Genomic DNA, 23,828 nt, shown 5'->3' on the forward strand with positions numbered 1-23,828 from the left:
GAGATCACAATGCCGATCGAATTCACGCATGTACCCGGCAAGACCGCCGACGCGGCGGTTCCCTTTTTCTATGACTTCGCCGAGACCTCGACCAAGCTCGGGCTGATCGAGGACGGCGGTTTCCAGAAGATCGTCGTCGACGATTCGGCCGGGCTGCTGACCAACATGGATCTGGCCTCGCAGGTGCTCAACCGCACCGCTTCGCTGCAAGTGGTGCTCACCCACTGGGCCGGCGTGATCGAACCGACGGTGGCTGCCCGCCAGCTGGCGTCCATCGACAGGGAGAGCGGCGGACGGCTGACGCTCAGGATGATCAGCGAGCCCTTGAACGACGACGATGCCGAGACACGGCCGGTCGGACATGGCGTCGTCTGGCAGCGCATCGACGAATATCTGGTGCTGTTGAAGCGGCTGTGGTCGAACGACCGGCCCTTCGATCACGAAGGCGCTTTCTACAGCATCAAAAGCGGTTATGTGCCGCGCAAGGGCCCGCATGGCGCCGACCTCGTGGTCCGCATGGGCGGGCAATCCGGAACGGCGCTGAAGGTGGCCGGCCGGCATGCCGATGTCTTCGAACTGGCGCCGGGGCCGATCGACGACATCAGGCAATTGATGGAGCGGGCACGTGGCGCCGCGGCCGAACATGGCCGTGCGGGCAAACTGCGCTTCGCGCTTCCGGTCAGGATCCACCAGGGTGTTTCCGCCGCCGGCCACAAGGCGGTCGACCTATCCGGCCCGCCTGCTCAGGCCGCGCTGTCGCTGCTCGCCTATGCCGGGCTCGGGATCGATGAGTTCATGATCGTCGGCGTCGACACGCCGCGCGAGATCGCGACGGCCGGCCGGGAAACATTGGCGCTGCTGCGCAACTCCCTGGCGCGCCGGGAGGCCAGCGAGTTCCAGCTTGGAGCTTATGCGCCTCGCCCAGGATTGGAGACGCGAGCAGCGGGGTGAAGCCCATCAATCGTCTGCTGCTTCAGGCTGTCGCCAAGCCGCGACAGGCCTTCAATGACGGCGTCCGAATCGGCCAGCACGCCGAAGACGCCGTCCTCGACCGTCACCATGTGCAACGCCGCTTCATGCGCTTGTCTGTCGCCGCTGGCGCAGGCGTCCGAAATCGTCAGGCACTGGAAATTGCGGTCACAGGCCTCGCGCAGCGTGGTGTGGACGCAGACATCCGTCGTGCATCCGGAAAACATCAGATGCGTGATGCCTTGCGCCCGCAGCACAAGCTCGAAATCCGTATAGGTGAAGGCGCTGTTGCAGGTCTTGTCGACGATGATGTCGTGCGGCGCGACGTCGATCTCCGGGACAATCTGGAACCCAGCGCCTGAGCGCAGCAGGACGTCGGTGCCGTCGAGGCCGGAACGCTTGCGGCGCCATTTCTCGTAGGGCGTCATGTCCGCCATGTCGGCGCGGTAACCCTGTCTTGTGTGGATGACCGTGATGCCGGCTTTGCGCGCGGCCGCGATCAGGCGGTTCACGGCGGGCAGGATCGCCCGCAGCGGCGAGGGGTCATACCCCTTCCTGGCGAAATAGCCCGATGTCGACAGGAAATCCTGTTGCAGGTCGATGACGACGAGCGCGGTGTTTTCGGCAACCAGCCTGCCGTCATAGGGGTAGTCGAAGGGTGTCGCCTTGATCATCCGGAGCTCCTTGCCGCCGGCTCACCCTAGCGTGTCCGCATCGATGCGGCGACACCGGATGCCGACATCGTGTGGCCCGGGACCGAGATCGCCGGCGCGGATCGGCCGGCTGCGCGAATGACGGCGCGTACGCGGCAACAATGCCACCGGCCCCGGAGTGTTTCAGGTTCTTGCGGCGCATTGCCAAATTGCCGAGTGTTGCAGTCATCTTAAATCTTGACTAATAAGATCATGTTTCATAGTCAACCGGGCACCTGCCTCCGCAGCCAGGATGGGAATGCGGCGGCGGGGCTGGAGAAATGCCGTGACCATGGCCGAAGCCGATAGCCAGACCGCATTCGATATCGATGCCGTGCGTTTCGCCGTCGGCGAACGGATGCTGCTCGGTCCGGTCTCGCTCGAATTGCGGCGCGCGCGCGTCTACGGGCTGATCGGCCATAACGGTTCGGGCAAATCGACGCTGATCAAGCTTTTGGCGCGCCAGCAGCCGGCAAGCTCCGGCGCCATCACTTTCGCCGCACGGCCGCTATCGCAATGGGGCGCACGCGAGCTGGCGCGGGCTCTTGCCTATCTGCCGCAGACGACGCCAGCGGCGACGGGCTTGACCGTGCGCGAGCTGGCAACGCTCGGACGCTATCCATGGCATGGCGCGCTTGGCCGTTTCGGCGCCGAGGACAGGCGCCATGTCGAGCAGGCCCTTATGCTGACCGACATGGAAGGGTTCACTGAGCGGCTGGTGGATGAATTATCCGGCGGCGAGCGCCAGCGCGCCTGGCTGGCCATGCTGGTGGCGCAGAATGCCGGCGTCATGCTGCTCGACGAGCCAATCTCGGCGCTTGACATCGCGCATCAGGTCGAGGTGCTGGGCCTGGTCAGGGAGCTCAGCCGCAAGCGCGACCTGTGCGTCGTCGTGGTGCTGCACGACCCCAACATGGCGGCGCGCTACTGCGATGAGCTGATCGCGCTGAAGGACGGCAGGCTGCTGACGCGCGGCACACCGAGCGAGATCATGCTGAGCGATGTGCTCAAGGACATTTTCGGCGTCGAGATGGGTGTGTTCGCGCATCCCGTCACCGGCCAACCCGTCGGCTATGTGCAGTGAAGTCGTCGCCGGCGGTTGCAGGAACCGGCAAGCGGCTGGCCGCCGTGAGAACAAGGAAGAAGCTCATGTCGAGATATGGTTTGTTGGCGGCGTTGGTCGCATCGCTTGTCCTGGGGGCGACCGGCGCCACGGCCCAGGAGCAACCGGCCGGCTCTTCTCCAGCGGTTGAGGCCCCTGCCGCGCCGGCACAAGCTGCACCGGCTGCCCCCGCGCAACCAGCCGGCCAGACGAGCGCGACAACGCCGGCCGAGGTCGCGCCTGCCGGGGCGATGGACCTGAACCTGCCGCATGACCTGTCGCCATGGGGCATGTTCAAGGCCGCCGACATCATCGTGAAGGCGGTGATGACTGGATTGGCTTTCGCGTCGCTCGTTACCTGGACGATATGGCTGGCCAAATCGCTGGAGATTTTCGGCGGCAAGCTGCGCCTCCGCCGTGCCGTCCGCGCGATCGGCGATGCCGCCACGCTGAAGCAGGCGAGCCGCGCGCTCGACCGCGGTGGCGGTCCCGGCGCGCTCCTGGTGCGGGCAGCGGAAGAAGAGGCCGCGCTTTCGGCCGATGCGCTCGACCATGTCGGCGGCGACGGACTGAAGGAACGGGTCAGCTCGCGCCTGTCGCGCATCGAGGCGGCTGCGTCGCGGCGCATGTCGCGCGGCACCGGCCTGCTGGCGACGATTGGTTCCACCGCGCCTTTCGTCGGCCTGTTCGGCACCGTCTGGGGCATCATGAACGCCTTCATCGGCATCTCGCAGGCTCAGACCACCAATCTCGCCGTGGTCGCGCCGGGCATCGCCGAAGCGCTGCTGGCCACCGCGATGGGTCTCGTCGCGGCAATCCCAGCGGTGGTGATCTACAACGTCTTCGCCCGCTCGATAGCCGGCTACCGGCAGATCCTCGCCGACGCCTCGGCCGGCGTCGAACGGCTGGTCAGCCGCGACCTCGATTTCCGCACGATAGCGGCGGCGACGGCCTTGGCGGCGGAGTAGCGGGAGCGACGCCATGGGGAGCAGAATGCGACAGACCCTGGACGACGACCTCGAGGAAAGCCACGAGATCAACGTCACGCCCTTCATCGATGTCATCCTTGTGCTCCTGATCATCTTCATGGTCGCCGCACCGCTGGCGACGGTGGATGTCAATGTCGACCTGCCCGGCTCGACCGCGACGCCGGCGCCGCGACCGGAGATGCCGCTGTTCCTGACGCTGAAGGACGATCTCAGCCTGGCGATCGGCAACGACACGGTGCCGCGCCCGGCTTTTGCCGCCACGCTCGACAGCCGCACCAAGGGCGACAAGCAGACGCGGATATTCCTGCGCGCCGACAAGGCGGTCGCCTATGGCGACCTGATGGAGGCGATGAACCTGCTGCGGGCCGCCGGCTATCTGAAGATCGCGCTGGTCGGCCTGGAGGCCGCGCCGCCCGATATCGCCGCACCGGCGTCAGGCAAAACGGCCGCTCCATGACGCAATCCGCCGCCTCCCCCACGGTGGTACTGCCGCGCCTCGACTGGCGCGACCTTGGCTTATGGGCATGCGCGGCGGTGCTGATGCTTGGGGCTCATGGCGCGGTCGCTTATGCCGTGCAGAATTTCAGTCCAGTCGACCTGTCGGATGGCGGACCGCCGCCGGCCCTGGTGGTCGAGATGGCACCGATGATGGTGACGCCGGCGGTGCCCGAACAGGCCGCGATGCCCGACGCGGCCATTCCCGACCGGACCGAGCCGGTCGAAGAGATCGTGAAGGCAGCCGAAGCCGAGCCTGACAAGGCGGTCGAGCAAGCGGAGCCTGTTGCCGAGGCCGAGATGGTGCCGCCGAACGAGCCTACGGAGATGACGAAGGCCGAACCGGTCGAACAGCCGCCGCTGGAACAGGTCGTCCCCGATATTGTCGAGACCGTCGCGCCGGAGGCTGTCGTTCCGCTGCCGCGGGCAAAGCCGACGGAACGGCGCAAGGAAAAGAAACCGGCCGAAGCCAAGGTTAAAAAGCCGGTCGACAAGCCCAAGCCAAGGCCGAAGAAGGAAAAGGCCGAGCCACCGAAGACGGCAAGTGCCGCGAGAGCCGAGGCCAAGCCTGCCGCCAAGGCGGCGGCGCCGAAATCGGCGGCCGGGTTCTCGGGTGTCAGCCCGGCCAAATGGGAATCGCGGCTGACGGCGTGGATCAATCGCCACAAGCGCTATCCGAGCGCCGCGAAATCCCGGCGCGCGCAGGGCAATGTGAACGTGACTTTTACAATGGACCCATCCGGCCGGGTCCTGTCGGCCCGGGTCGCCCGTTCGTCCGGCGATGCCGAACTCGACCGAGCAGCACTTGCGGTGCTGCAGGGCGCGACCGTGCCGGCGCCACCGGCGGAACTCGGCCCGCGCGTCAGCCGTACAGCGCCATTCGTGTTCAGTTTGCGGGACTAATGCCCCTCAAATCCGTGCCAGCCGTCCCGCAAGCCCGACAATTGCATCGCGCTACGCTGTTCTTGGCTGAGCGTGGTTGTCTTTCGGGTGTGCCTTGGGGTGCATCGGATTGCCGCTGAGCTGCGCGTGTCGTGCCGGCCGTGCGCCGCGCAAGACGTCGAAGGCTTCGGCATAGGCCATACCGAGCAGATAGGAGATCATGGGGAAGCGGCTCGCTTCGGCCATCTGCACCAGCTCATTGGTCATCGTCGCGATATATTGGAGACTGTCGAGCTCTGACTGACGTAAGGCCTGATTTGACATGTTCTGCTCCTGTCATCGAATGAACTTTAGGGAATGCGTACTGGCTGCACTAGATGTACTACGCCGGCTAATTGATCGATCGACCGGCCGAATGCGGATCAAGTTCCGGGATTGAGAGGGTCAACGCATAGATGGGCGCGTCGGTGAGGCGGTCGAGGCCCAGAAGGCGCTTGATCGCCGAATGGCTCAGCGCCGCCGTGGGGCAGGCCGACAAGCCGTGCCTGGTTGCCGCCAACATCATGTTCTGGCCAATGTTCACTTTCTTGGTCATTTTCGTCCCTTTCCCCGACCCCCAGGGATCTGTTGAAAGATCCCGGAAAGGGATCCGCGGGAAGAAAGGTAAGGTCGGAAGAGTTACTGGTTTGTTAAAACTGTAGTAAATCAGCCATGAGCTAAAATATCTTTCTTGGCTAGAAAGTCTAAAAAAATCGATTTTACTCGGTTATGGAGTAGGCAATCGCTGGCATACGCTTTTTCGGGATATTCTTGTTCTTATTCAGCGTAAGCAAGCGGCTAACCCAGCCCGTCCCGAGCGAGGCTGACGACGAGCTGGTCGAGGCTGGGATCATCGAGCCTGACGACATGCGCCATGCGGATCGCATGCCTGGGCCGGATATTGGACCTATCCTGCCGCATGATGACCGACACGAATGCCGGCCCGGCTTCGGTCAGAAGCATGGCCTTGCCTGTCAGCACCGGTTCGGAGATAGGCGCCCATTGCACCGAGATCAGCGACGGCTCGCCTGTCTGGCGGCGGTTGACGCCCCTGAAATAGATCCAGTTAAGGCGCGAGATCGCCACGCCATAATGATTGCCGCGTGCCCGCGCCCATGTCGAGCGATGATGCTCCGACCATCCGGTGACCCTGCGGAACGTGACCAGCTCGGCTTCGCGACGCACGAAGGTGATCGCCCGCACCAGCAGATCGGATCTGCCGGGGATCGAAAAATAGGTGAAATAGGTGCCGCCCGCAATCGACGGAGCGGGCGGCCGGATCATCTGGGTGAACAGGCTTTCGGAGATCGGCGGCAGACCGGGAGCCGCGGGCGAGGGGGCGCCGGGGTCCCGGTACAGCTCGGCTTCGTCGACGCGGAAATAATCGCAGATCAGCTTGGCGGTGGCCTTGTTGGGCACGGTCTGCCCTTGCAGGTAACGCTCGAATTGTGTGCGGTTGATGCCAAGCTCGCGGCATACCGCGCTGACAGAAGCATGGTCCTTGCAGAGCCGCCTGAGATTTGCAGCAAGATTCTGGCGAATGGACACTAGTTTGCTTTCGCAGGCGGATACTTCATTTCGACTCGGAATCCGTATAGCGCTTTCGGTCGCCCCCGCCGAAACGCCCTGTCACAACACACAGAAAAAACTGATTTGAGAACGCCACTCTAATGGGGCGGCTTCCAAAAAAAATAGCGCCTACCGGACACCGGCCATCGCCATAAGTCCAATTGACAACCATTTCGCCTCGGAAACGGCGAAATGCCGTTTGGCCATTTTTGGGGGGATCGGGGCTACGCCTTGCATCGCGCCGTGGCGGATGCCGGCCGCGCCTTGCCGGGACGATCAAAAGCAGACGATTATTCCGCTGGTGGAGCTGAGGAGGATCGAACTCCTGACCTCGTCATTGCGAACGACGCGCTCTCCCAGCTGAGCTACAGCCCCGTCCAGCGGATGGCGCATTTATCGGGCGCCGCGGTTTCCTGTCAAGGCGGCGCTTCACCGAAAACCGGCTGCCGGTCGCGTGGCGGAACCCTGCCCTTGCCGGTTTGGCGCGTAATGGCTACATGTCGGCAACAATTGGAGTCCGGCATGCTCGCCCTCATACAAACCATCGTCATGGCGCTCGACCTCTATTGGTGGGTGATCATCGCCTCGGCGATCTTTTCCTGGCTCTACGCCTTCAATGTCGTCAACTCGCGCAACCAGTTCGTCGGCAGCATCGGGAACATGCTCTACCGCCTGACCGAGCCGGCGCTGCGGCCGATCCGCCGCTTCATGCCCGACCTTGGCGGTATCGACATCTCGCCGATCATCCTGTTGCTGATCCTGTTCTTCCTCAGGCAGTTCATTCTCACCACGGTCGCGCCGCTGCTGCTGGCCTGACGATCGCATGAGCGCGCCGTTCCGCATGCGCGAGAACGGCGTCGATCTGTTCGTGCGGCTGACGCCGAAGTCTTCCGTGGACCGGCTCGACGTTGTCGAAACATTGGCGGACGGACGAAGTCACGTGCAGGCGCGGGTCCGCGCCGTGCCGGAAAATGGCGCCGCCAATCAAGCGCTGGAGAGGCTGGTCGCCAAGACGCTAGGTGTTCCGGCATCGGCCGTTTCCGTCGTCGCCGGCGGTACGGCCCGCCTCAAGACGTTGCGGATATTGGGTGATCCGGAGGCGCTGGTAACAGGTGTCGAAGCGCTTTTCCAAAATTGAGATGCAGGCGGGACATCGCCCCCTCTGCCCTGCCGGACCCGGTCCTGCGCTGTCGCTCCGGGTGGTCGTCGTTCGGAAAGCCAAGCAATTGGCTTCCCGTCCGCTGCGCGGACCACTCCTCACTCACGCTTTTGGGGGGAATTGGCAATTTCGGCGCCGGCTCGTCAATCGCCCAGCGGCAAACGCGGGTCGTCGACCTTCAGCGTGTTCACGCTCTGCTTGATGCGGCGCAGGTTCTCCAGCACCTTCGGGCCGCGTGTCTCGGCGACCGAGGTCACGATCATGTCGACGATCGCCAGCAACGCGTAACGTGACGATGTCGGCTTGTAGATGTTGCCGTCCTCGAACGGCTGCAGGTGGATGACAGTGTCGGCGACCTTGGCCAGTGCGGAGTCGGGCGCGGTGACCGCCACCGTGGCGGCGCCATATTGTTGGGCGACCTGCACCGCCTCGATGACCGAGCGCGCATAGCCGGAGACCGAGAAGGCGACCACCGTGGTGTCTGGCGTGGCAACGGCGGCATACATGCGCTGCAACTGTCCGTCGATCTGTGCCAGAACCGGCAGGCCGAGCCTGAACAGCCGGTTCTGCATTTCGGTCGCCATCATCGAGGAAATGCCACCCGAACCTATGCACAGCACATTGCCTGATGCCGCAAGGCGCGCGGCGACGTCGACCAGCGTCGTCATGTCGAGGTTCTCGCTGGCGCGCTGGATGGCTGTAACCGCCGCTTCGGTGATGGTCGAGGCAATGCGCTGTTCGCGGGCGTCGCGGCTCAGTGGCTCCGGCGACAGATACTGGCCGCCGATGGCGATGGCCTGGGCCAGGTAGAACTTGAAGTCGCGCAACCCCTCGCAGCCGAGATTGCGGCAGAAGCGGGTGACCGTCGGTTCGCTGACGCCGACCCGCGCGGCGATCTCGGAGATCGCGGCCTTGGAGGCGAAGTCGAGGTCGGACAGGACGAGGCTCGCCAGCCGGCGATCCGACTTGGTGCCGTCCTGCGACATCAGCTGCAGCCGCGTGATGATATCGGCCGGCGTCTTCATATCCGCGTTTCCGTCGTCATCTCAGCGGCAGGCCCGTCGCCGTGTCGAACAGATGGATGTTGCCGGGGTCGACCGAGACCGGCAGCAGGTCGCCCGGCCGCACCGGCACCCGGTCGCGGAACACGGCGCGCACCGTATCGGTGCCAATGGCGCCGTAAACATGGGTTTCGGAGCCGGTCGGCTCGACCACGTCAACCTTGAGCGTCATGGCGTCGGTGGCTTCACCGACGATGAAATGCTCCGGCCGGATCCCCGCCTCAACGGCACTGCCTGCCGGCACCGGGTCGCCGGCAAGCGCAAGCCGGCCGCCGCCGACCGACTCGAACCAGGTCGTCCCGGGCGTCGTCTTCAGTGCCCCGGATACAAAACTCATGGACGGCGAGCCGAGGAAGCCGGCGACGAACTTGTTGGCCGGCCTGTCATAGAGCTCCAGCGGCGGCCCGACCTGCTGAATCCTGCCGCGGTCCATCACGACGATGCGGTCGGCCATGGTCATGGCCTCGATCTGGTCGTGGGTGACGTAGACTATGGTGGATTTCAGCCGCTGGTGCAGCGCCTTGATCTCGGTGCGCATCTGCACGCGCAACTGCGCGTCGAGATTGCTGAGCGGCTCGTCGAACAGAAACACCGAGGGTTCGCGCACGATGGCGCGGCCCATGGCGACACGCTGGCGCTGGCCGCCCGAGAGCTGGCGGGGATACCGGTCGAGATAGGAGAACAGGTTGAGGACGCCGGACGCCTTCTTGACCTTCTGGTCGATGGCGGCGCGGCTCTCGCCCCGGATTTTGGGACCGAAGCCGATATTGTCGGAAGCCTTCAGGTGCGGGAACAGCGCGTAGGATTGGAACACCATGGCGATGTTGCGCTGCTGTGGTGGCAGGTCGTTGGCGCGCGTGCCACCGATCAAGAGGTCGCCGGAACTGATGGTCTCCAGGCCCGCCAGCATGCGCAGCAAGGTCGACTTGCCGCAGCCGGACGGGCCGACGAGCACGACGAACTCGCCGCTCTTGATGTCGAGGCTGATCTCCTCGAGGATCTTGTGCTGGCCGAAGGATTTCGAGAGGTTGCGAAACTCGACGTCGGTCATGGTCACGCTCCCAGTATGTCGTCGATGAACGGCAGGCAGCCGGCGGTCAATCCCGCATCCACGGGCATCACCACGCCTGTTACGCCCGAGGCGCGGTCGGAGGCAAGGAAAGTCACCGCTTCGGCGACTTCGGAGGCGTTGACGATGCGGCCGAGCGGATAGAGCCGCTGCAGCTTGCCGATTATGTCAGGGTTCTTGGCAAGGCGATGGTCCCAGGCGGCGGTGCGAATCGATCCGGGGCAGACGACATTGGCGCGCACGCCGCTACGGCCGAGCTCGACGGCGATCGACTTGGCATAGGCGTTGATGCCGGCCTTGGCGGCGGCGTAGGCCGGATTGCCGAAATGCGCGATGGCGTTGACGGAAGAAATGAAGACGACGCTGCCCGAACCGCGTGCAGCCATCGCCTTAACCAGCGCGTCGGCGAAAGTCATCACACCGGTCAGGTTGAGGTCGAGCTCATGTTCGATCGTGTCCGCCGTCAGCGCATCGAGCGTTTCGGCGCGCGTCCAGCCGGCATTGTTGACCAGGATATCGGGCACGCCGTCCCGGTCGAGAACGGCGGCGATCCCCGCCTCGATGGAAGCCCGGTCGAGAAGGTCGAAGACATGCCGCGAGGCAAGGTGCGGGCTCGCCAGTGCCTCCTCTGATTGGTCGCAGCCGACCACCCGCGCGCCCCTGCTGGCCAGCAGTGCGACGATCGCCGAGCCAAGGCCGCCACCGGCGCCGGTGACGACGGCGGTCCTGCCTTCGAATTCGGCTCTCGAAACCACGGCGCTTGCTCCTCCCGCAGGTCAGGCAGATGCCGGAGAGGCTAAAGAACAGGATGTAATTAAGCAACATATTAATCCGCTTGCGCGCGGCGAATTCATCGATAATGTAGGAAAGTCACATAAATCTTGTGCCGGCACGGCACAAGGAGCGCGAATGCGCGAAACAAATGGGAGAGATCGGATGAACCTTGCGAAATGGACTGCCGGCCTGATGGCCGGAATGGGCATTCTGGCCTTCGCGGCGCAGGCAGAGGCTGGCGAAGTGCGGGTTACCGTCGCCGAATACAGCGCCAAGACCGGTCCGTATTTCGAGCAGGTCAAGAAGGAGTTCGAGGCGAAGAACCCTGGCATCACGGTCAAGTTCGAGGTGGTGCCGTGGGATGTGCTCTTGCAGAAGCTGACCACCGACATCACCGCCGGCACCAACGCCGATCTCTCCATCATAGGCACGCGCTGGCTGATAGACTTCGTCCAGCAGGACGTCGCCGAGCCGCTCGACAGCTACATCACGCCCGAATTCAAGGGTCGCTTCATCGACACCTTCCTGTCGCCCTCGATCATGGGCGGCAAGACCTACGGCCTGCCGATCGCCGCCTCGGCGCGCGCCATGTATTACAACAAGGAGCTGTTCGAGAAGGCCGGCATCGCCAAGCCACCGGCAACCTGGACCGAATTGCAGGAGGATGCTCGCAAGATCAAGGCGCAGGGTGCCTTCGGTTTCGGCCTTCAGGGCAAGGAGATCGAGACCGACGTCTATTACTACTACGCGATGTGGTCGCAGGGCACCGAGATCCTCAACAAGGACGGCACGTCGGGCCTGAGCACGCCGGGCGCGCTCGAAGCGGCCAAGCTCTACAAGTCGATGATCGACGAGGGGCTGACGGAGCCCGGCGTCACCTCCAACAATCGCGAGGACGTGCAGAACCTGTTCAAGCAGGGCAAGGTCGGCATGATGATCACGGCGCCCTTCCTGTCCAACCAGATCAAGGACGAGGCGCCGAGCCTCAAATATGGCGTTGCCGCCATTCCGGCCGGTCCGACCGGTGCGCGCGGCACCTATGGCGTCACAGACTCCATGATCATGTTCAAGAACTCCAAGAACAAGGACGAGGCCTGGAAGCTGATGGACTTCCTGTTCACCACGGAACAGCGCGCCAAGTTCACGCAGGGCGAAGGCTTCCTGCCGGTGAACAAGGAAGAGGCCAAGATGGACTATTACGTCAACAACGCCGACCTGGCCGCCTTTACCGCCCTGCTGCCGGATGCCCGTTTCGCGCCGGTCATCCCAGGCTGGGAAGAAGTTGCCCAGATCACGTCGGATGCCATGCAGAAGATCTATCTCGGCGGCGATCCCGAGGCAGGCTTGAAGGAAGCGGCGGCGAAGGCCAACGCAGTGCTGAAGAAGTAGGGGCCGCGCCCCACAAATAGGGCGTATCTCCCTGCGCCCGTGGCGCGCCCCCGACTCAGGTGGGGCGCGCCACATTTCCAAACAGACATTTGGCTGCGCTCCACGTAAATAACGAAGACTGACAAGCAACCACTTTGGACGAATTGTCGACGTCAGCGCCGCCCCTCATTGCCCTGCCGGGCATTTCTCCCCGTATAGAGACGGGGAGAAAGGGCGGCCGGCATCTCGGAGCCCTTTCTGGACGCTGGTGACTGGCGAAAGCGGTGATGAAAGCGCCCCTCTCCCCGTCTCTATACGGGAGAGGATGCCGGCAGGCAGGTGAGGGGCGGCGCCGCCGCCGGGGAAGAGTTCGAAACCGAGCGCCTGGGAAGAACAGGTCAACTGGCCAACCAGTGCTACTGATGCCTCGCAACGCGGTGTAAAATCAGCCGATGCAAAATCGCTTCCTGCCCTACCTCCTGACCTTGCCCAGTCTGTTCCTGGCGGCGGTGGTCATCTTCTGGCCGGTCTGGGACCTGATCCAGATCGCCACGCATGACGTCAATCGCTTTGGTCAGCTGCGCGAGTTCAGCGGTCTTGCCAATTTCGCCGCGCTGGCCGCCGATCCCGACTTCGTCGCCGCGCTCTGGCGCACGGGGCTGTGGACGGTGCTGGTGGTCGGCGGCGCGCTGCTCCTCTCGGTCCCGGTGGCGATGATCCTCAACACCGATTTCTATGGCCGTGGCCTTGCCCGCGTCATCATCATGCTGCCATGGGCAGTGTCGCTGACCATGACGGCCGTGGTCTGGCGCTGGGCGCTGAGCGGTGAAAGCGGCATGCTGAATTCGGCGCTGATCGGACTTGGCCTGATCGACCACAACATCCAGTGGCTTGCGAGCGCCGAGACGGCGTTTCCGATGCAGGTGCTGATCGGCATATTGGTGACGGTGCCGTTCACCACGACGATCTTTCTCGGCGGCCTGTCGTCGATCCCGGACGATCTCTACGAGGCGGCGGCGCTCGAAGGGGCAACGCCGCTGCAGCAGTTCCGCGAGATCACCTTTCCGCTCCTGAAACCCTTCATCAACATCGCCATCGTGCTCAACACCATCTACGTCTTCAACTCGTTCCCGATCATCTGGGTGATGACGCAGGGCGGGCCGGCCAACTCGACCGACATACTGGTCACCCACCTCTACAAGCTGGCATTCCGTATCGGCAAACTCGGCGAGGCGTCGGCGGTCTCGCTGGTGATGTTCGCCATATTGCTGATCTTCACCATGATCTATGTGCGCCTTGCCATGCGGGAGCAACGCGCATGAAGGCCAAGCTGAAGCGCACCATCATCGCCTGGCTGCTGCTGGCGCCCTTGATCGTGGTGACGATCTTTCCCTTCGCGGTGATGTTCCTGACAGCGGTCAAGCCGCGTACCGAAGTGCTGACGCCGACTTGGTGGCCGAGCGAGTTCCGGTGGTCGAATTTTGCCGACATGTGGGTGGCGACCGGCTTCGGCCGGGCGCTGGCCAATTCGCTCTACGTGTCTGTCATCGCCACCGTTGGCGCCATCCTCATCTCCGTCCCGGCGGCCTATGCCATGTCGCGCTTCCGCTTTGCCGGATATGGAGCGTTCCGCCAGTTCCTGCTGATCTCACAGATGATCTCGCCGATCGTGCTGGTGCTCGGCCTGTTCCGGCTGATGGCTGCCTGGGGACTGGTCGAATCGACCACCGCGCTCGGCTTCATCTACATGGCCTTCAACGTCGCCTTCACCGTGTGGATGCTGCAGAGCTATTTCGACACCATTCCGCGCGATCTCGAGGAAGCCGCCTGGATGGAAGGCGCCGGCCGCTGGCTGACGCTGCGAAAAGTGTTCCTGCCGCTCTGCCTGCCGGCGATCGCGGTGACGGCGATCTTCACCTTCATCAATGCCTGGAACGAATTCGTCGTGGCGCTCACCATGCTGCGCAGCCAGGAGAGCTATACGCTGCCGATCCAGGTGTTCTCGCTGGTTGCCGGGCGGTACACGATCGAATGGCACCATGTCATGGCGGCGACGCTGCTGGCGACGCTGCCGGTGGCGATCCTGTTCATCTGGCTGCAGCGCTATCTTGTCCGGGGCTTGGCGCTCGGGGCTGTCAAATAGCAATCCCAGCAATTCCAGGAAAAGTGCCCAGCGGTTATCCGTCCGGAATTGCGAAAACAAGAAGTCCACGGAGTTTTCATGCGTATCTTCACCGCCTCGCTGGCGACGGAAACCAACACCTTCTCGCCTGTGCCAACCGACCGGGCCTCTTTCGAGATGGCGTTCTATGCCGGGCCGGGCAAGCATCCGGGAACGCCGACCCTGTGCTCCTCGCCGATCGTGGCGCTGCGCCGCCGCGCGGCCGCCGAAGGCCTGACCGTGATCGAGGGCACCGCCACCTGGGCCGAGCCCGGCGGCCTCGTGCAGCGGCAGACCTATGAGGCGCTCCGCGACGAGATCCTCGGCCAGCTCGAGGCCGCCTTGCCGGTCGATGCCGTCATTCTGGGCCTGCACGGTGCCATGGTGGCGCAAGGCTATGACGACTGCGAGGGCGACCTGCTGGAGCGCGTGCGTGGCATTGTCGGGCCAAGCGTGGTGATTGCCTGCGAGTTCGATCCGCACAGCCATCTGACGCCGAAGCGCGTGGCGGCGTCCGACATCATGGCCTATTTCCTCGAATTCCCGCACACCGATTTCTACGAGCGCGGCGAGCATGTGGTCGCGCTTGGCCTGGCCGCGGCGCGCGGCGAGATCAAGCCGGTCATCTCAACTTTCGACTGCCGCATGATCCAGGTGCTGCCGACCAGCCGCGAACCGATGCGCTCCTTCGTCGACCGCATCAAGGCGCTGCACGGCAAGGACGGCGTGCTGTCGGTCTCGGTCATCCACGGCTTCATGGCCGCCGACGTGCCCGAAATGGGCACGCGCATCCTTGTCGTTACCGACAATGACAAGGCCAGGGGCGATGCGCTGGCGGAGCGGCTTGGACGCGAGCTCTATGGCATGCGCGAAACGACCGCGATGACGATGCTGAGTACGGCCGACGGCATCGATCGGGCGCTGGCCGTGCGCAAGCAAAGACCGGGCAAGCCGGTGGTCATTGCCGATATCTGGGACAACCCCGGCGGAGGCGTTCCCGGCGACGGCACCTTCGTGCTACGCCAGATGCTGGCGCGGGGCCTGGACAAGTTCGGCGTGGCGACGATCTGGGATCCGATCGCGGTGACTTTCTGCCAGGCGGCCGGCGAGGGCGCCGTCATCGACCTGCGTTTCGGCGGCAAGGCCGGCCCGCAGGCGGGCGAACCGATCGATGCACGCGTCAAGGTACTGAAAGCGGTTGCCGAGGGCTGGCAGAGTTTTGGCCCGAGCCGGGTGACATTGGGACCATCAGCGGTGGTGCGCATCGAGGGCACCGAAGTCGATGTGATCCTGAACACCAACCGCACCCAGACCTTCGAGCCGGATGTCTTCTCCAACATCGGCGTCGATCCGTTGTCGAAAGACATTTTGCTGATCAAGTCGACAAACCATTTCTACGCCGGCTTCGAGCCGATCGCCGCCGAGATCATCTATGTCGCGGCGCCGAGTTCCTATCCCAGCAATCCGGCGGCGACGAATTACACGAAGCTGACGCGGCCGGTGTGGCCAAGGGTAAGGGATCCTTGGGTCGGCAGCCAAGGACAACGAGGTTAACGTCGGCGCCGACTTCGGCGATTGCCTACACCAATCCGCGCTTGACCATCATCGCTTCCGGCGACGGCATTTTGCCGCGAAACGCCGTGTAGAGCTCTTCCGGATCCTTCGAGCCGCCGGCGGCGTAGATGTTCTTCCTCAGCCGCTCGGCCAGCGCCGGGTTGAAGGGGTCTCCGGTTTCCTCGAAGGCGGCGAAAGCATCGGCGTCCAGCACCTCCGACCACATGTAGGAATAGTAGCCGGCCGAATAGCCCTCGCCGGCGAAGACATGGCCAAAATGCGGGGTGCGATGGCGCATGGCGATCGTATCCGGCATATGCAGCGTCGCAAGCGTTTCGGCCTCGAAACGAAGCGGCTCTTCCGGCGCGTCGGGCCGTGCATGGTAGGCCATGTCCATCAAGGCAGAGGCGGTGAACTCGACGGTGGCGAAGCCGGCGCCGAAGGTGCGTGTGGCCAGCATTTTGTCGAGCAGCGCCTTCGGCATCGGCTTGCCGGTCTTGACATGCAGCGCATGCTTTTCCAGAACCGCCGGCACAGTCAGCCAGTGCTCGTAGAGCTGCGAAGGCAGTTCGACAAAGTCGCGGCTGACCGAGGTGCCTGACACCGACGGCCAGGTGACGTCGGTCAGCATGCCATGCAGCGCATGGCCGAATTCGTGGAACAAGGTCTTCGCTTCGTCGACCGACAGCAAAGCCGGTTCGCCCGCTGGCGGCTTGGCGAAGTTCATGATGTTGTAGATCACCGGCTTCGAGCCATGGCCAAGCTTGTAACCGGACTTCAGCGCGCTCATCCAGGCGCCGGAGCGTTTTGACGGCCGCGCGAAATAGTCGGCGAGGAACAGGCCGCGCTCACTGCCGTCGGCATTTTTGACCACGAAGACGCGCGCGTCCGGATGCCAGGCGGCGATGCCTTTCTTCTCCTCGAACGTGATGCCGAACAACCGTGTCGCGACGTCGAAGCAGGCGTCGATGACGCGGTCGAGCTGCAGATAGGGTTTCAGCTCCGCCTCGTCGAAAGCGAACTTCTCGGCGCGCAGCTTCTCCTGGTAGAAGCGCCAGTCCCAGGCGGCGAATTTTTCGTTGCTGCCGGCCTCGGCCGCCAGACGCTCCAGCTCCTTCTGGTCGGCGGCGGCTTTTTCCAATGCCTTTTCCCAAACCGGGTCGAGCAGCGCGTGCACCGCCTTCGGTGTCTTGGCCATGGTGTCGTCGAGCTTCAGCGCGGCGAAGGAGGCGTAGCCGAGCAGCTTCGCCTTTTCGGCGCGCAGCTTCAGCATGTCGCGCACCACGGACGTGTTGTCGGACGCACCGCCGTTCTGGCCGCGCATGGTGAAGGCGCGATAGGCGATCTCGCGCAGGTCGCGGCGTTCGGAGAAGGTTGTGAACGGCTCATAGATCGAGCGCGACAGGGTGACGGCGTAGCGGCCCTTCTGGCCGCGCATCTCGGCGGCCTCGGCCATCGAGCTTTTCACGAAATCCGGCAGGCCGGCGAGATCGGCCTCGTCGAGGAACAGCGCCCAGTCGCGCTCGTCGGCGAGCACGTTCTGACCGAAAGTCGTGCCGAGCGACGACAGCTCCTCGTTGATTTTGGCCAGCCGCGTCTTGCCGTCGGCGTCGAGCTTGGCGCCGGAACGGACGAAGCCTTTCCAGGTCTTCTCCAGGACGCGCAGCGTCTCGCGATCGAGGTCAAGGCTCTCGCGGCGCTGGTAGAGATCGTCGATGCGGGCAAACAGCTTCTCGTTCATCGAGATGGCCGAGAAGTGCCGCGACATCTTCGGCGAAATGTCACGCTCCAGGGCCTGGATGGTTTCGTTGGTGTGGGCGCCGGCGCGGCACCAGAAGATCGATGAGACATGATCCAGCGCCTCGCCGCCGAGCTCAAGCGCGGCAAGCGTGTTCTCGATGCTCGGCGCATCCTTGTTGCCTGATATCGCGTCGATCTCGGCCTCATGCGCCTTCAGCGCGGCGTCGAAGACGGGAGAAAAATCACCGTCGCCAATATGGGCGAAATCGGGCAGGCCGAGCGGCCCTCGCCACGCGGTCAACGGATGGGCGGCGAGATCGACGGCTTTCGGAGAGGGCATGGAGGGTCTTTCGCTGGCGTCAGGAAGGAGGGTGTCACCGATGTAGGGCGCGGTCCGCGGGCCCGCAATATGCCAGTTGGCCGCTCCGCCTCAGTAGCCCTCGCAGTTTTCAGCGATTGCCGCCTGCGAACTGGCGGTGATGCGGTTGTCGCTCACCGCGAAGGTCTCCTGCATCAGCATGTCATTGTCGGGGAAGTCGTAGCAGGCGATCACGGTGGTGACCCCGCCTTCGGTCTTCTCGATGCGGTGGCGGATCGCGGCTCCCGCAACCGCGCCTTTCCATTCGTCGAGCGAGGCGATGAATTCCTGCTTGCTCTGGACAACGCCGAGGTCGTCGAGCTTGATGCGGACGTCGTCGGCGAGCAGGTCCGCCAGCTCGGTGCGATCGGCGACCAGCAGCGCCGAATACCAGCGGCTTATGATGGCGCGGTCATCGGCGCGAGCGGCAACGATCGCTATCATCAGCGCGGCCGCCGAGAAAACGACCGGCCGGACGCTCATCGCCTGGCGCGCCCTACCCTTCATTCCAGCACCGGCCGCTCGAAATCGCCGGTCTCCTTGTTCATCACCCAGAGCTCGCCGGTCGAAATGTCGAACCAGGCTCCGTGCAATGACAGCCGCCCCTTGCCCTCGAGGATCGAGACGCAGGGAAAGGTCCTGAGATTGGCGAGGGAGTAGCGGATCGAGATGCGCTCCAGGGCCGTCTGGCGTTCCGTCGCCGTCATGAAGGTGCTGGCCGACACCGTCTCGGCGGCCGGCGCGATCAGGCTCATCCACTTGCCGATGAAGTCGCCGGGAGATAGCGGCGCGGAGTTGGTGTCGAGCGCGGCCCGGATGCCGCCGCAGCGGCCGTGGCCCATGACAACGATATTCTTGACCTTGAGGCTCTGCACCGCGAATTCGAGCGCGGCCGAGGTCGAATGGAACTCGCCGTCCGGCTCGTAAGGCGGCACCAGATTGCCGACATTGCGCAAGACGAAGAGTTCGCCGGGGCCGGCGTCGAAGATCGCCTCGGGCGCGGATCGCGAGTCGCAACAGGCGACGATCATGGTCTCGGGCGCCTGGCCTTCGCGGGCGAGCTCGCGATAGCGGCCGCTCTCGGTGAGGTAGCGGCCGTTCATGAAATTGCGGTAGCCGGCGAGGAGGTGTTCGGGAAGATGAGGCATGGGCGGCTAAGGCCTTTCCGGGTTGGAGGCGGCAGCTCGTTGCGGTCGAGGAAAGCCTCTAACGGCAAAAACCCGTTACGAGCAATGCAGAATTGTAGGGGCTAGCTATAAATGCCATGCGCCAGAGCGGGACGCCCGCCGACGTTGTCACGCCCAAATGGCGACCGGTATGCCAAAACCGTCAGCGCGAGGCGGGTCGGGAAACGGCTTCGCGTCGCCGCTGGCGATGCGGCCGGCAATCAGCATCATGGCCGCCGCATCAAGGAAATCGTCGGCGGCCGCACCACGTGGCGGCAGCTGGTCGAGGAAATCCATGTCATAGCCGTGCCGGCAAAGCAGCTCCTTGCGCTCCGCCATGCCGGCCAGATTGACGCTGCCCTTGATCTTCTTCGGCAACCGCATGGCCTGATCGCCGTTCAGGCGACAGAAGGCGACTTCCGGATGCGATTCGAAGATGCGGCCGCGCAGTTCGGGCCGCGCGATCAGCAATGTGTCGATCTCGCGGATTTTCGAAAAGATGCCGAAGGCCTGGATGGAAACGCCGCGCGGCGGGTTGGATGTGGCCTTGGCCGCTTCGCTTGCCCTAATATGCGCGGCGTACCAGGCTTCGATCGTGGTGAAGCCGCTGGTGTCGGCATAGAGCGCGGCACGGGACGGAATCGAGAAGACGCTGGACTGGCGAGGGCCAAGCAGCGGCCGCACCAGCGCTTCCGGCCCGCGTCCGCCCTTTTGCGAAAATTCCGGTAGACCGATCGGCATGTCGACGGCGACGATCGCGTCATCGGGGATCGCCGCCAGCAGGGCGGCGAACGAAGGGAACACATCGACCGAAGGCGCCGTGTCTGGGTCACGACGTGTCGAACCGGGTTCGCTCCGCACGGCGATCCAGCCGGCCTTGCAGCCATCGGCGCCGACGAGCACGACCTTGGCCGGGGTCACGCCCGGCGGTCCCGCCCCGGATGCGTGAGGTGGCGAAGCTGGACCATGGCCATCGGGTGCGACAGGCTCTGCGCGTCGGTTTCGAGCTGCAACTCGTCGCCGCCGCGTTTTGCGGTGCGCGCCAGGATTTCGTAGACCGCCGCCGTCGTCGACTGCAGCGCCTTGATCGCCGGCTGGCCGGACAGGATGCGCGCCAGGTAGACCGCTGCCGTCAAGTCGCCAAGGCCGTTCGGCGGCTTGTCGATCAGGCGGTGTTCGGCCAGCAGCGCCTGGGTGCCGTCGAGCAGCAGATTGCCTGTTCCGCCTGACATCATCGACGGAGCCGAGGTGACCAGCATGGTCGACGGTCCGGCATGGAGTGCGGCCGAGATCACCGATTTCAGATCGGGCAGCGGCGCGCCGGCCATCCATTCCAGCTCATAGCGGTTGGGCGTGGCGATGTCGGCGATCGGCATCAGCCGGTCGCGCATGGCGGCGGCGGTGGGCTCGGGCACGTAGAGGCCGCCGGAATCACCCATCACCGGATCGCAGATATAGACGGCATCGGGCGTCCTCGCCTTGACCGCGGCGACCAGCGAGGCGACCGCCTCGGCCTGGCCGGCCTCGCCGAGATAACCCGACAGCACGGCCCCGACCTCACCCAGCCACGGCGCGCGCTCCAGATCGGCCATCAGCGCCTTGAACTGGTCGAGCGGCGGCACGATGCGGGTCGCGCGGCCATGGCCGGGATGCCAGGGCAGGGTGACCGTAGGTACGGCCCAGACCGGAAAGCCCAGTGTCTCCAGCGCGAAGACGGCCGCGCGGTTGCCGACGGAGCCGCGGGCGACATGGCTGGATATGACGATGACCGCGCGCGGCGCGTCGGCTTTTTCGGCGCTCATTGTCTCTTGATTCCTAGCTGCCCCGGGTGAGGAAAAGCACGAGCCAGACCATCAGGCCCAGCGCCAGAAGCAGGCCGAGTATCCTGCCAACACGCGTACCCCAGACTTCGATCGGATCCGTGCGATCGGCATCGGCCGCGGAGACGTGGTCGCGCATGCCTTTCGTCGTCCGTGCCACGAAAGAATTGCCGGCCGGATCGGTCTCCTGCGCGACGCGCTGGAGGATACGGCGCGATTCGCTCTCGCTGTCCTGGCGTTTCGCCATGATGATATCCCGTTCTGATCGAACCTTATCGCGTTCACCGGGCCAATCACAGGGCCTTGCGCGGGCACAATTCATGCCGAGCCTGCTTCAGAGGCCGAGGCCGTTTTCTTGCGCGCCGATTGTGGTAATGCTTCGGATGCAACTTCTATCGAGGGATCCCTTCATGCTTGCCCAGCGCCTTGCTCGACCATCGACATTTCGCACGTTGCCCGCCTTCCTGATGATGGCAATCGTGCTGCCGCTGCTTGCCGGCTGCGGCTACAACACGATCCCGACGGCGGAAGAAAACGCCAGGGCGGCATGGAGCGAGGTGTTGAACCAGTATCAGCGCCGCGCCGACCTCATTCCCAATCTGGTCGAGACGGTCAAGGGCTATGCCTCGCATGAAAAGGACACGCTCGACGCGGTTGTCCAAGCGCGCGCCAAGGCGACGCAGATCACGGTGACGCCCGAAACGCTGAAGGATCCGGAAGCCCTCAAGAAGTTTCAGGATGCCCAGGCCGGGCTGACCAGCGCGCTGTCGCGGCTGATCGCGGTGTCGGAAGCCTATCCCGACCTCAAGGCCAACCAGAATTTCCTGGCGCTGCAGGCGCAGCTCGAAGGCACGGAGAACCGCATCGCGGTGGCGCGGCGCGACTACATCCAGGCGGTCAGGGACTACAATTTGACGCTGAAGACCTTCCCGTCGGTACTGTGGGCGACATTCTGGTTCCGCGGCAACGAGCCCTTCGCCAACTTCACCGTCGACGAAGACAAGATGCAGCCGCCGAAGGTCGATTTCGGCACGAAGCAGGGCGGGTGAACGGCGACTGTCCTCGGAACGAATTCCCGAAAAGACGGACCGCCGGCGTGCAAACACCCCCCTCTGTCCTGCCGGACATCTCCTCCTCAAGGGGGGCGCTGCGGAACGCCCACCTTTCCTTTCTTGGCCTTCTTGCCGGCATCCTCTTCCTCCCGTTCGCCGCCTTCGCCGCCGATCTTCCGGCGCTGACCGGCCGCGTCGTCGACAATGCCGGCATCATCGATGCCGGCACACGTGCGGCGCTGACCCAAAAACTCGCCGACTTCGAAACCAAGGGCTCGGACCAGATCGTCGTCGCCACCGTTCCCAGCCTCGGCGGCGAGGAGATCGAGCCCTACGCCAACCGGCTGTTCCGCTTCTGGAAGCTCGGCCAGGCCAAGGAGAACAACGGCGTCCTGCTTTTGGTCGCGCCAAACGACCGCAAGATGCGCATCGAGGTCGGGTACGGGTTGGAAGGCACGCTGACCGACCTGCACACCAAGCTGATCATCGAGAACGACATGGTGCCGGCCTTCCGCGCCGGCGATTTCCCGGGCGGCATCTCCAAGGCCGTCGACGACATGATCATGGTGCTGGAGGGCAATCCGGAAGAACTGGAAGCGCGCGGCAAGCGCAACGAGCAGGCACCATTCAATTCCGACGACCTGTTCTTCGCCATTTTTATCGGCATCTGGGCGATCATTTTCTTCGGCAGCATCGCGGCCTCGGTCCTGCCGCCGATCTTCGGCCAGAAACTCGGGCCCGGACGCTATCGCTGGCTCGGCATGACCTTCGAGCCGCACCGGCGATCATCGTCCGGCGGCTGGTCGTCCGGCGGCGGCGGTTGGTCCTCCGGCGGAGGGTCCTCCGGTGGCGGTTTTTCGGGCGGCGGCGGTTCGTCCGGCGGCGGCGGCTCCTCGGGAGGCTGGTAAGGCCATGGCCAGAGCTGCCGTCCCTTCAATGCCCGGCCAATGCGCTTCGCGGCTGCGCCTGGCCTTAATCATCCTGGCGTCTCTGCTGCTTGCCTCGATCGCCGCCGTGGCCGCCGACCTTCCGGCTCTCACCGGCCGCGTGGTCGACAATGCCGGCATCATCGATGCCGGCACACGTGCCGCGCTGACGCAGAAGCTGGCGGACTTCGAAACCAAGGGCTCCGACCAGATCGTCGTCGCCACCATTCCCAGCCTCGGCGGCGAGGAGATCGAGCCCTACGCCAACCGGCTGTTCCGCTTCTGGAAGCTCGGCCAGGCCAAGGAGAATAACGGTGTCCTGCTTTTGGTCGCGCCAAACGACCGCAAGATGCGCATCGAAGTCGGCTATGGGCTGGAAGGCACGCTGACCGACCTGCACACCAAGTTGATCATCGAGAACGACATGGTGCCGGCCTTCCGCGCCGGCGATTTCTCCGGCGGCATCTCCAAGGCCGTCGACGACATGATCATGGTGCTGAACGGCAATCCGGAGGAGTTGGAGGCGCGCGGCCGGCGCAATCCCGCCGACAGCAGCACCCCCATGGATCCGGTCGTCGCGGTGTTCCTGATCCTGTGGGCGACGATGTTCTTCGGTGGCCTGGCAATGGCCTTCCTGCCGCCGATGTTCGGCACAAAGCTGTCGCCGGGCGTGTATCGATGGCTGGGTATGACGTTTCGTTATGGCCAGGGTGCGGGCGGATCATCCGGAACCAGCGGCTGGACGACAAGGTCGTCGGGCGGCGGCTGGTCCTCGGGTGGTTCCGGCAGTGGCTGGTCGTCGGGGTCAAGCAGTGGCGGCGGGTTTTCCGGTGGCGGCGGCTCGTCCGGCGGTGGCGGTTCTTCAGGAAGCTGGTGAGACAAG

Annotated in this window: 27 protein-coding genes and 1 tRNA gene; 14 read left to right on the top strand and 14 right to left on the bottom strand. The window is 64.3% G+C overall.

The genetic code is table 11. The features are described from left to right. The first annotated feature begins 9 nt into the window (after positions 1-9). The gene (locus FJW04_RS03515; protein WP_140712341.1) at positions 10-951 is read left to right on the top strand and encodes an LLM class flavin-dependent oxidoreductase; all 942 of its coding nucleotides are present in this window, start codon (positions 10-12) and stop codon (positions 949-951) included. Here the strand turns inward: FJW04_RS03515 and FJW04_RS03520 are convergent. Next, positions 909-1,643, bottom strand: coding sequence for an isochorismatase family cysteine hydrolase (locus FJW04_RS03520; protein ID WP_140712343.1), 735 nt, complete (start codon positions 1,641-1,643; stop codon positions 909-911). The genes FJW04_RS03515 and FJW04_RS03520 overlap by 43 nt on opposite strands. Before the next feature lie 310 nt (positions 1,644-1,953). On the opposite strand from FJW04_RS03520, the gene FJW04_RS03525 reads away from it, so the two are divergent. The 4 genes from FJW04_RS03525 to FJW04_RS03540 all read left to right on the top strand — a co-directional run bounded on the left by FJW04_RS03525 (position 1,954) and on the right by FJW04_RS03540 (position 5,150). Beyond that, entirely contained in the window at positions 1,954-2,745 is a 792-nt protein-coding gene (locus tag FJW04_RS03525) for an ATP-binding cassette domain-containing protein (RefSeq protein ID WP_181172876.1), read from the top strand. A 65-nt stretch (positions 2,746-2,810) separates the two neighbouring features. Continuing rightward, a complete protein-coding gene (gene exbB / locus FJW04_RS03530; protein ID WP_140712348.1) occupies positions 2,811-3,731 on the top strand; it encodes a tonB-system energizer ExbB in 921 nt (306 codons plus the stop codon). Between the two features lie 13 nt (positions 3,732-3,744). Beyond that, positions 3,745-4,209, top strand: a complete 465-nt coding sequence (exbD, locus tag FJW04_RS03535) for a TonB system transport protein ExbD (protein WP_140712350.1) — start codon at positions 3,745-3,747, stop codon at positions 4,207-4,209. Next, complete coding sequence (locus FJW04_RS03540; RefSeq protein WP_140712352.1) at positions 4,206-5,150, top strand: energy transducer TonB; 945 nt, start codon at positions 4,206-4,208, stop codon at positions 5,148-5,150. Before exbD ends, FJW04_RS03540 begins: the two co-directional genes overlap by 4 nt. A gap of 51 nt (positions 5,151-5,201) precedes the next feature. On the opposite strand, the gene FJW04_RS03545 is transcribed toward FJW04_RS03540, so the two are convergent. From FJW04_RS03545 to FJW04_RS03560, 4 genes are all read right to left on the bottom strand, one after another. Then, the gene (locus tag FJW04_RS03545) at positions 5,202-5,453 is read right to left on the bottom strand and encodes a hypothetical protein (protein WP_015315110.1); all 252 of its coding nucleotides are present in this window, start codon (positions 5,451-5,453) and stop codon (positions 5,202-5,204) included. Between the two features lie 67 nt (positions 5,454-5,520). Further along, positions 5,521-5,724, bottom strand: coding sequence for a nitroreductase family protein (locus tag FJW04_RS03550; RefSeq protein ID WP_224529567.1), 204 nt, complete (start codon positions 5,722-5,724; stop codon positions 5,521-5,523). Between the two features lie 242 nt (positions 5,725-5,966). Then, on the bottom strand, positions 5,967-6,716 hold the full coding sequence (locus tag FJW04_RS03555) for a helix-turn-helix transcriptional regulator (RefSeq protein WP_140712354.1): 750 nt from the start codon (positions 6,714-6,716) through the stop codon (positions 5,967-5,969). 320 nt (positions 6,717-7,036) lie between these two features. Next, positions 7,037-7,112 (bottom strand) — tRNA-Ala (locus FJW04_RS03560). A 147-nt stretch (positions 7,113-7,259) separates the two neighbouring features. Between FJW04_RS03560 and FJW04_RS03565 the strand changes: the two genes are divergently transcribed. Both FJW04_RS03565 and FJW04_RS03570 read left to right on the top strand, forming a co-directional pair. Then, on the top strand, positions 7,260-7,553 hold the full coding sequence (locus tag FJW04_RS03565) for a YggT family protein (protein WP_015315112.1): 294 nt from the start codon (positions 7,260-7,262) through the stop codon (positions 7,551-7,553). A 7-nt stretch (positions 7,554-7,560) separates the two neighbouring features. Next, entirely contained in the window at positions 7,561-7,875 is a 315-nt protein-coding gene (locus tag FJW04_RS03570; protein ID WP_140712356.1) for a DUF167 domain-containing protein, read from the top strand. 164 nt (positions 7,876-8,039) lie between these two features. Here FJW04_RS03570 and FJW04_RS03575 read toward each other — a convergent pair whose 3' ends face one another. Genes FJW04_RS03575 through FJW04_RS03585 form a run of 3 tightly spaced genes read right to left on the bottom strand, consistent with a single transcriptional unit; the run spans position 8,040 to position 10,781 of the window. After that, positions 8,040-8,921, bottom strand: coding sequence for a MurR/RpiR family transcriptional regulator (locus FJW04_RS03575; RefSeq protein ID WP_140662492.1), 882 nt, complete (start codon positions 8,919-8,921; stop codon positions 8,040-8,042). Positions 8,922-8,937: 16 nt separating this feature from the next. After that, the gene (locus tag FJW04_RS03580) at positions 8,938-10,008 is read right to left on the bottom strand and encodes an ABC transporter ATP-binding protein (protein WP_140616538.1); all 1,071 of its coding nucleotides are present in this window, start codon (positions 10,006-10,008) and stop codon (positions 8,938-8,940) included. Between the two features lie 2 nt (positions 10,009-10,010). Further along, positions 10,011-10,781, bottom strand: coding sequence for an SDR family oxidoreductase (locus FJW04_RS03585; RefSeq protein ID WP_140712357.1), 771 nt, complete (start codon positions 10,779-10,781; stop codon positions 10,011-10,013). Positions 10,782-10,962: 181 nt separating this feature from the next. Here FJW04_RS03585 and FJW04_RS03590 point away from each other — a divergent pair, with 181 nt between their 5' ends. The 4 genes from FJW04_RS03590 (at position 10,963) to FJW04_RS03610 (ending at position 15,883) form a co-directional block, all read left to right on the top strand. Then, positions 10,963-12,189, top strand: a complete 1,227-nt coding sequence (locus FJW04_RS03590; protein WP_140662496.1) for a sugar ABC transporter substrate-binding protein — start codon at positions 10,963-10,965, stop codon at positions 12,187-12,189. A gap of 431 nt (positions 12,190-12,620) precedes the next feature. Further along, positions 12,621-13,490: a sugar ABC transporter permease gene (locus FJW04_RS03600; protein WP_015315118.1), complete on the top strand. Its 870-nt coding sequence runs from the start codon at positions 12,621-12,623 to the stop codon at positions 13,488-13,490. Beyond that, entirely contained in the window at positions 13,487-14,311 is an 825-nt protein-coding gene (locus FJW04_RS03605; RefSeq protein ID WP_015315119.1) for a carbohydrate ABC transporter permease, read from the top strand. The genes FJW04_RS03600 and FJW04_RS03605 overlap by 4 nt, the downstream gene beginning before the upstream one ends. A 78-nt stretch (positions 14,312-14,389) precedes the next feature. Then, complete coding sequence (locus FJW04_RS03610; protein WP_140712359.1) at positions 14,390-15,883, top strand: M81 family metallopeptidase; 1,494 nt, start codon at positions 14,390-14,392, stop codon at positions 15,881-15,883. Between the two features lie 25 nt (positions 15,884-15,908). On the opposite strand, the gene FJW04_RS03615 is transcribed toward FJW04_RS03610, so the two are convergent. From FJW04_RS03615 to FJW04_RS03640, 6 genes are all read right to left on the bottom strand, one after another. Beyond that, entirely contained in the window at positions 15,909-17,963 is a 2,055-nt protein-coding gene (locus tag FJW04_RS03615) for a M3 family metallopeptidase (protein ID WP_140712361.1), read from the bottom strand. 90 nt (positions 17,964-18,053) lie between these two features. After that, complete coding sequence (locus FJW04_RS03620) at positions 18,054-18,488, bottom strand: nuclear transport factor 2 family protein (protein WP_140712363.1); 435 nt, start codon at positions 18,486-18,488, stop codon at positions 18,054-18,056. Next, a complete protein-coding gene (locus FJW04_RS03625; RefSeq protein ID WP_140616544.1) occupies positions 18,485-19,129 on the bottom strand; it encodes a carbonic anhydrase in 645 nt (214 codons plus the stop codon). Before FJW04_RS03625 ends, FJW04_RS03620 begins: the two co-directional genes overlap by 4 nt. A gap of 147 nt (positions 19,130-19,276) precedes the next feature. Continuing rightward, on the bottom strand, positions 19,277-20,068 hold the full coding sequence (locus FJW04_RS03630; protein ID WP_140712365.1) for a DUF429 domain-containing protein: 792 nt from the start codon (positions 20,066-20,068) through the stop codon (positions 19,277-19,279). Then, positions 20,065-20,949 (bottom strand): pyridoxal kinase PdxY, encoded by an 885-nt coding sequence (pdxY, locus tag FJW04_RS03635; protein ID WP_015315125.1) that lies wholly within the window; start codon positions 20,947-20,949, stop codon positions 20,065-20,067. Before pdxY ends, FJW04_RS03630 begins: the two co-directional genes overlap by 4 nt. Positions 20,950-20,962: 13 nt before the next feature. Continuing rightward, positions 20,963-21,214: a hypothetical protein gene (locus FJW04_RS03640; RefSeq protein WP_140712367.1), complete on the bottom strand. Its 252-nt coding sequence runs from the start codon at positions 21,212-21,214 to the stop codon at positions 20,963-20,965. Positions 21,215-21,377: 163 nt separating this feature from the next. Between FJW04_RS03640 and FJW04_RS03645 the strand changes: the two genes are divergently transcribed. The 3 genes from FJW04_RS03645 to FJW04_RS03655 all read left to right on the top strand — a co-directional run bounded on the left by FJW04_RS03645 (position 21,378) and on the right by FJW04_RS03655 (position 23,822). Continuing rightward, a complete protein-coding gene (locus FJW04_RS03645; protein ID WP_015315127.1) occupies positions 21,378-22,016 on the top strand; it encodes a LemA family protein in 639 nt (212 codons plus the stop codon). 98 nt (positions 22,017-22,114) lie between these two features. Next, on the top strand, positions 22,115-22,927 hold the full coding sequence (locus FJW04_RS03650; protein WP_181172877.1) for a YgcG family protein: 813 nt from the start codon (positions 22,115-22,117) through the stop codon (positions 22,925-22,927). 4 nt (positions 22,928-22,931) lie between these two features. Continuing rightward, a complete protein-coding gene (locus tag FJW04_RS03655) occupies positions 22,932-23,822 on the top strand; it encodes a YgcG family protein (RefSeq protein WP_181172861.1) in 891 nt (296 codons plus the stop codon). Positions 23,823-23,828: the final 6 nt, after the last annotated feature.

This window comes from Mesorhizobium sp. B2-7-3 (genome assembly GCF_006440715.1).
GTDB classification, from domain to species: domain Bacteria; phylum Pseudomonadota; class Alphaproteobacteria; order Rhizobiales; family Rhizobiaceae; genus Mesorhizobium; species Mesorhizobium australicum.

Coding starts and splice junctions, on each gene's coding strand:
- FJW04_RS03520 (WP_140712343.1), bottom strand. CDS start 1,643: ATGATCAAGGCGACACCCTTCGACTACCCCTATGACGGCAGGCTGGTT.
- FJW04_RS03570 (WP_140712356.1), top strand. CDS start 7,561: ATGAGCGCGCCGTTCCGCATGCGCGAGAACGGCGTCGATCTGTTCGTG.
- FJW04_RS03605 (WP_015315119.1), top strand. CDS start 13,487: ATGAAGGCCAAGCTGAAGCGCACCATCATCGCCTGGCTGCTGCTGGCG.
- FJW04_RS03640 (WP_140712367.1), bottom strand. CDS start 21,214: ATGGCGAAACGCCAGGACAGCGAGAGCGAATCGCGCCGTATCCTCCAG.
- FJW04_RS03550 (WP_224529567.1), bottom strand. CDS start 5,724: ATGACCAAGAAAGTGAACATTGGCCAGAACATGATGTTGGCGGCAACC.
- FJW04_RS03515 (WP_140712341.1), top strand. CDS start 10: ATGCCGATCGAATTCACGCATGTACCCGGCAAGACCGCCGACGCGGCG.
- FJW04_RS03655 (WP_181172861.1), top strand. CDS start 22,932: ATGGCCAGAGCTGCCGTCCCTTCAATGCCCGGCCAATGCGCTTCGCGG.
- FJW04_RS03575 (WP_140662492.1), bottom strand. CDS start 8,921: ATGAAGACGCCGGCCGATATCATCACGCGGCTGCAGCTGATGTCGCAG.
- FJW04_RS03545 (WP_015315110.1), bottom strand. CDS start 5,453: ATGTCAAATCAGGCCTTACGTCAGTCAGAGCTCGACAGTCTCCAATAT.
- pdxY (WP_015315125.1), bottom strand. CDS start 20,949: ATGAGCGCCGAAAAAGCCGACGCGCCGCGCGCGGTCATCGTCATATCC.
- FJW04_RS03525 (WP_181172876.1), top strand. CDS start 1,954: ATGGCCGAAGCCGATAGCCAGACCGCATTCGATATCGATGCCGTGCGT.
- exbB (WP_140712348.1), top strand. CDS start 2,811: ATGTCGAGATATGGTTTGTTGGCGGCGTTGGTCGCATCGCTTGTCCTG.
- FJW04_RS03645 (WP_015315127.1), top strand. CDS start 21,378: ATGCTTGCCCAGCGCCTTGCTCGACCATCGACATTTCGCACGTTGCCC.
- FJW04_RS03610 (WP_140712359.1), top strand. CDS start 14,390: ATGCGTATCTTCACCGCCTCGCTGGCGACGGAAACCAACACCTTCTCG.
- FJW04_RS03600 (WP_015315118.1), top strand. CDS start 12,621: ATGCAAAATCGCTTCCTGCCCTACCTCCTGACCTTGCCCAGTCTGTTC.
- FJW04_RS03625 (WP_140616544.1), bottom strand. CDS start 19,129: ATGCCTCATCTTCCCGAACACCTCCTCGCCGGCTACCGCAATTTCATG.
- FJW04_RS03620 (WP_140712363.1), bottom strand. CDS start 18,488: ATGAAGGGTAGGGCGCGCCAGGCGATGAGCGTCCGGCCGGTCGTTTTC.
- FJW04_RS03540 (WP_140712352.1), top strand. CDS start 4,206: ATGACGCAATCCGCCGCCTCCCCCACGGTGGTACTGCCGCGCCTCGAC.
- FJW04_RS03580 (WP_140616538.1), bottom strand. CDS start 10,008: ATGACCGACGTCGAGTTTCGCAACCTCTCGAAATCCTTCGGCCAGCAC.
- FJW04_RS03565 (WP_015315112.1), top strand. CDS start 7,260: ATGCTCGCCCTCATACAAACCATCGTCATGGCGCTCGACCTCTATTGG.
- FJW04_RS03615 (WP_140712361.1), bottom strand. CDS start 17,963: ATGCCCTCTCCGAAAGCCGTCGATCTCGCCGCCCATCCGTTGACCGCG.
- FJW04_RS03590 (WP_140662496.1), top strand. CDS start 10,963: ATGAACCTTGCGAAATGGACTGCCGGCCTGATGGCCGGAATGGGCATT.
- exbD (WP_140712350.1), top strand. CDS start 3,745: ATGGGGAGCAGAATGCGACAGACCCTGGACGACGACCTCGAGGAAAGC.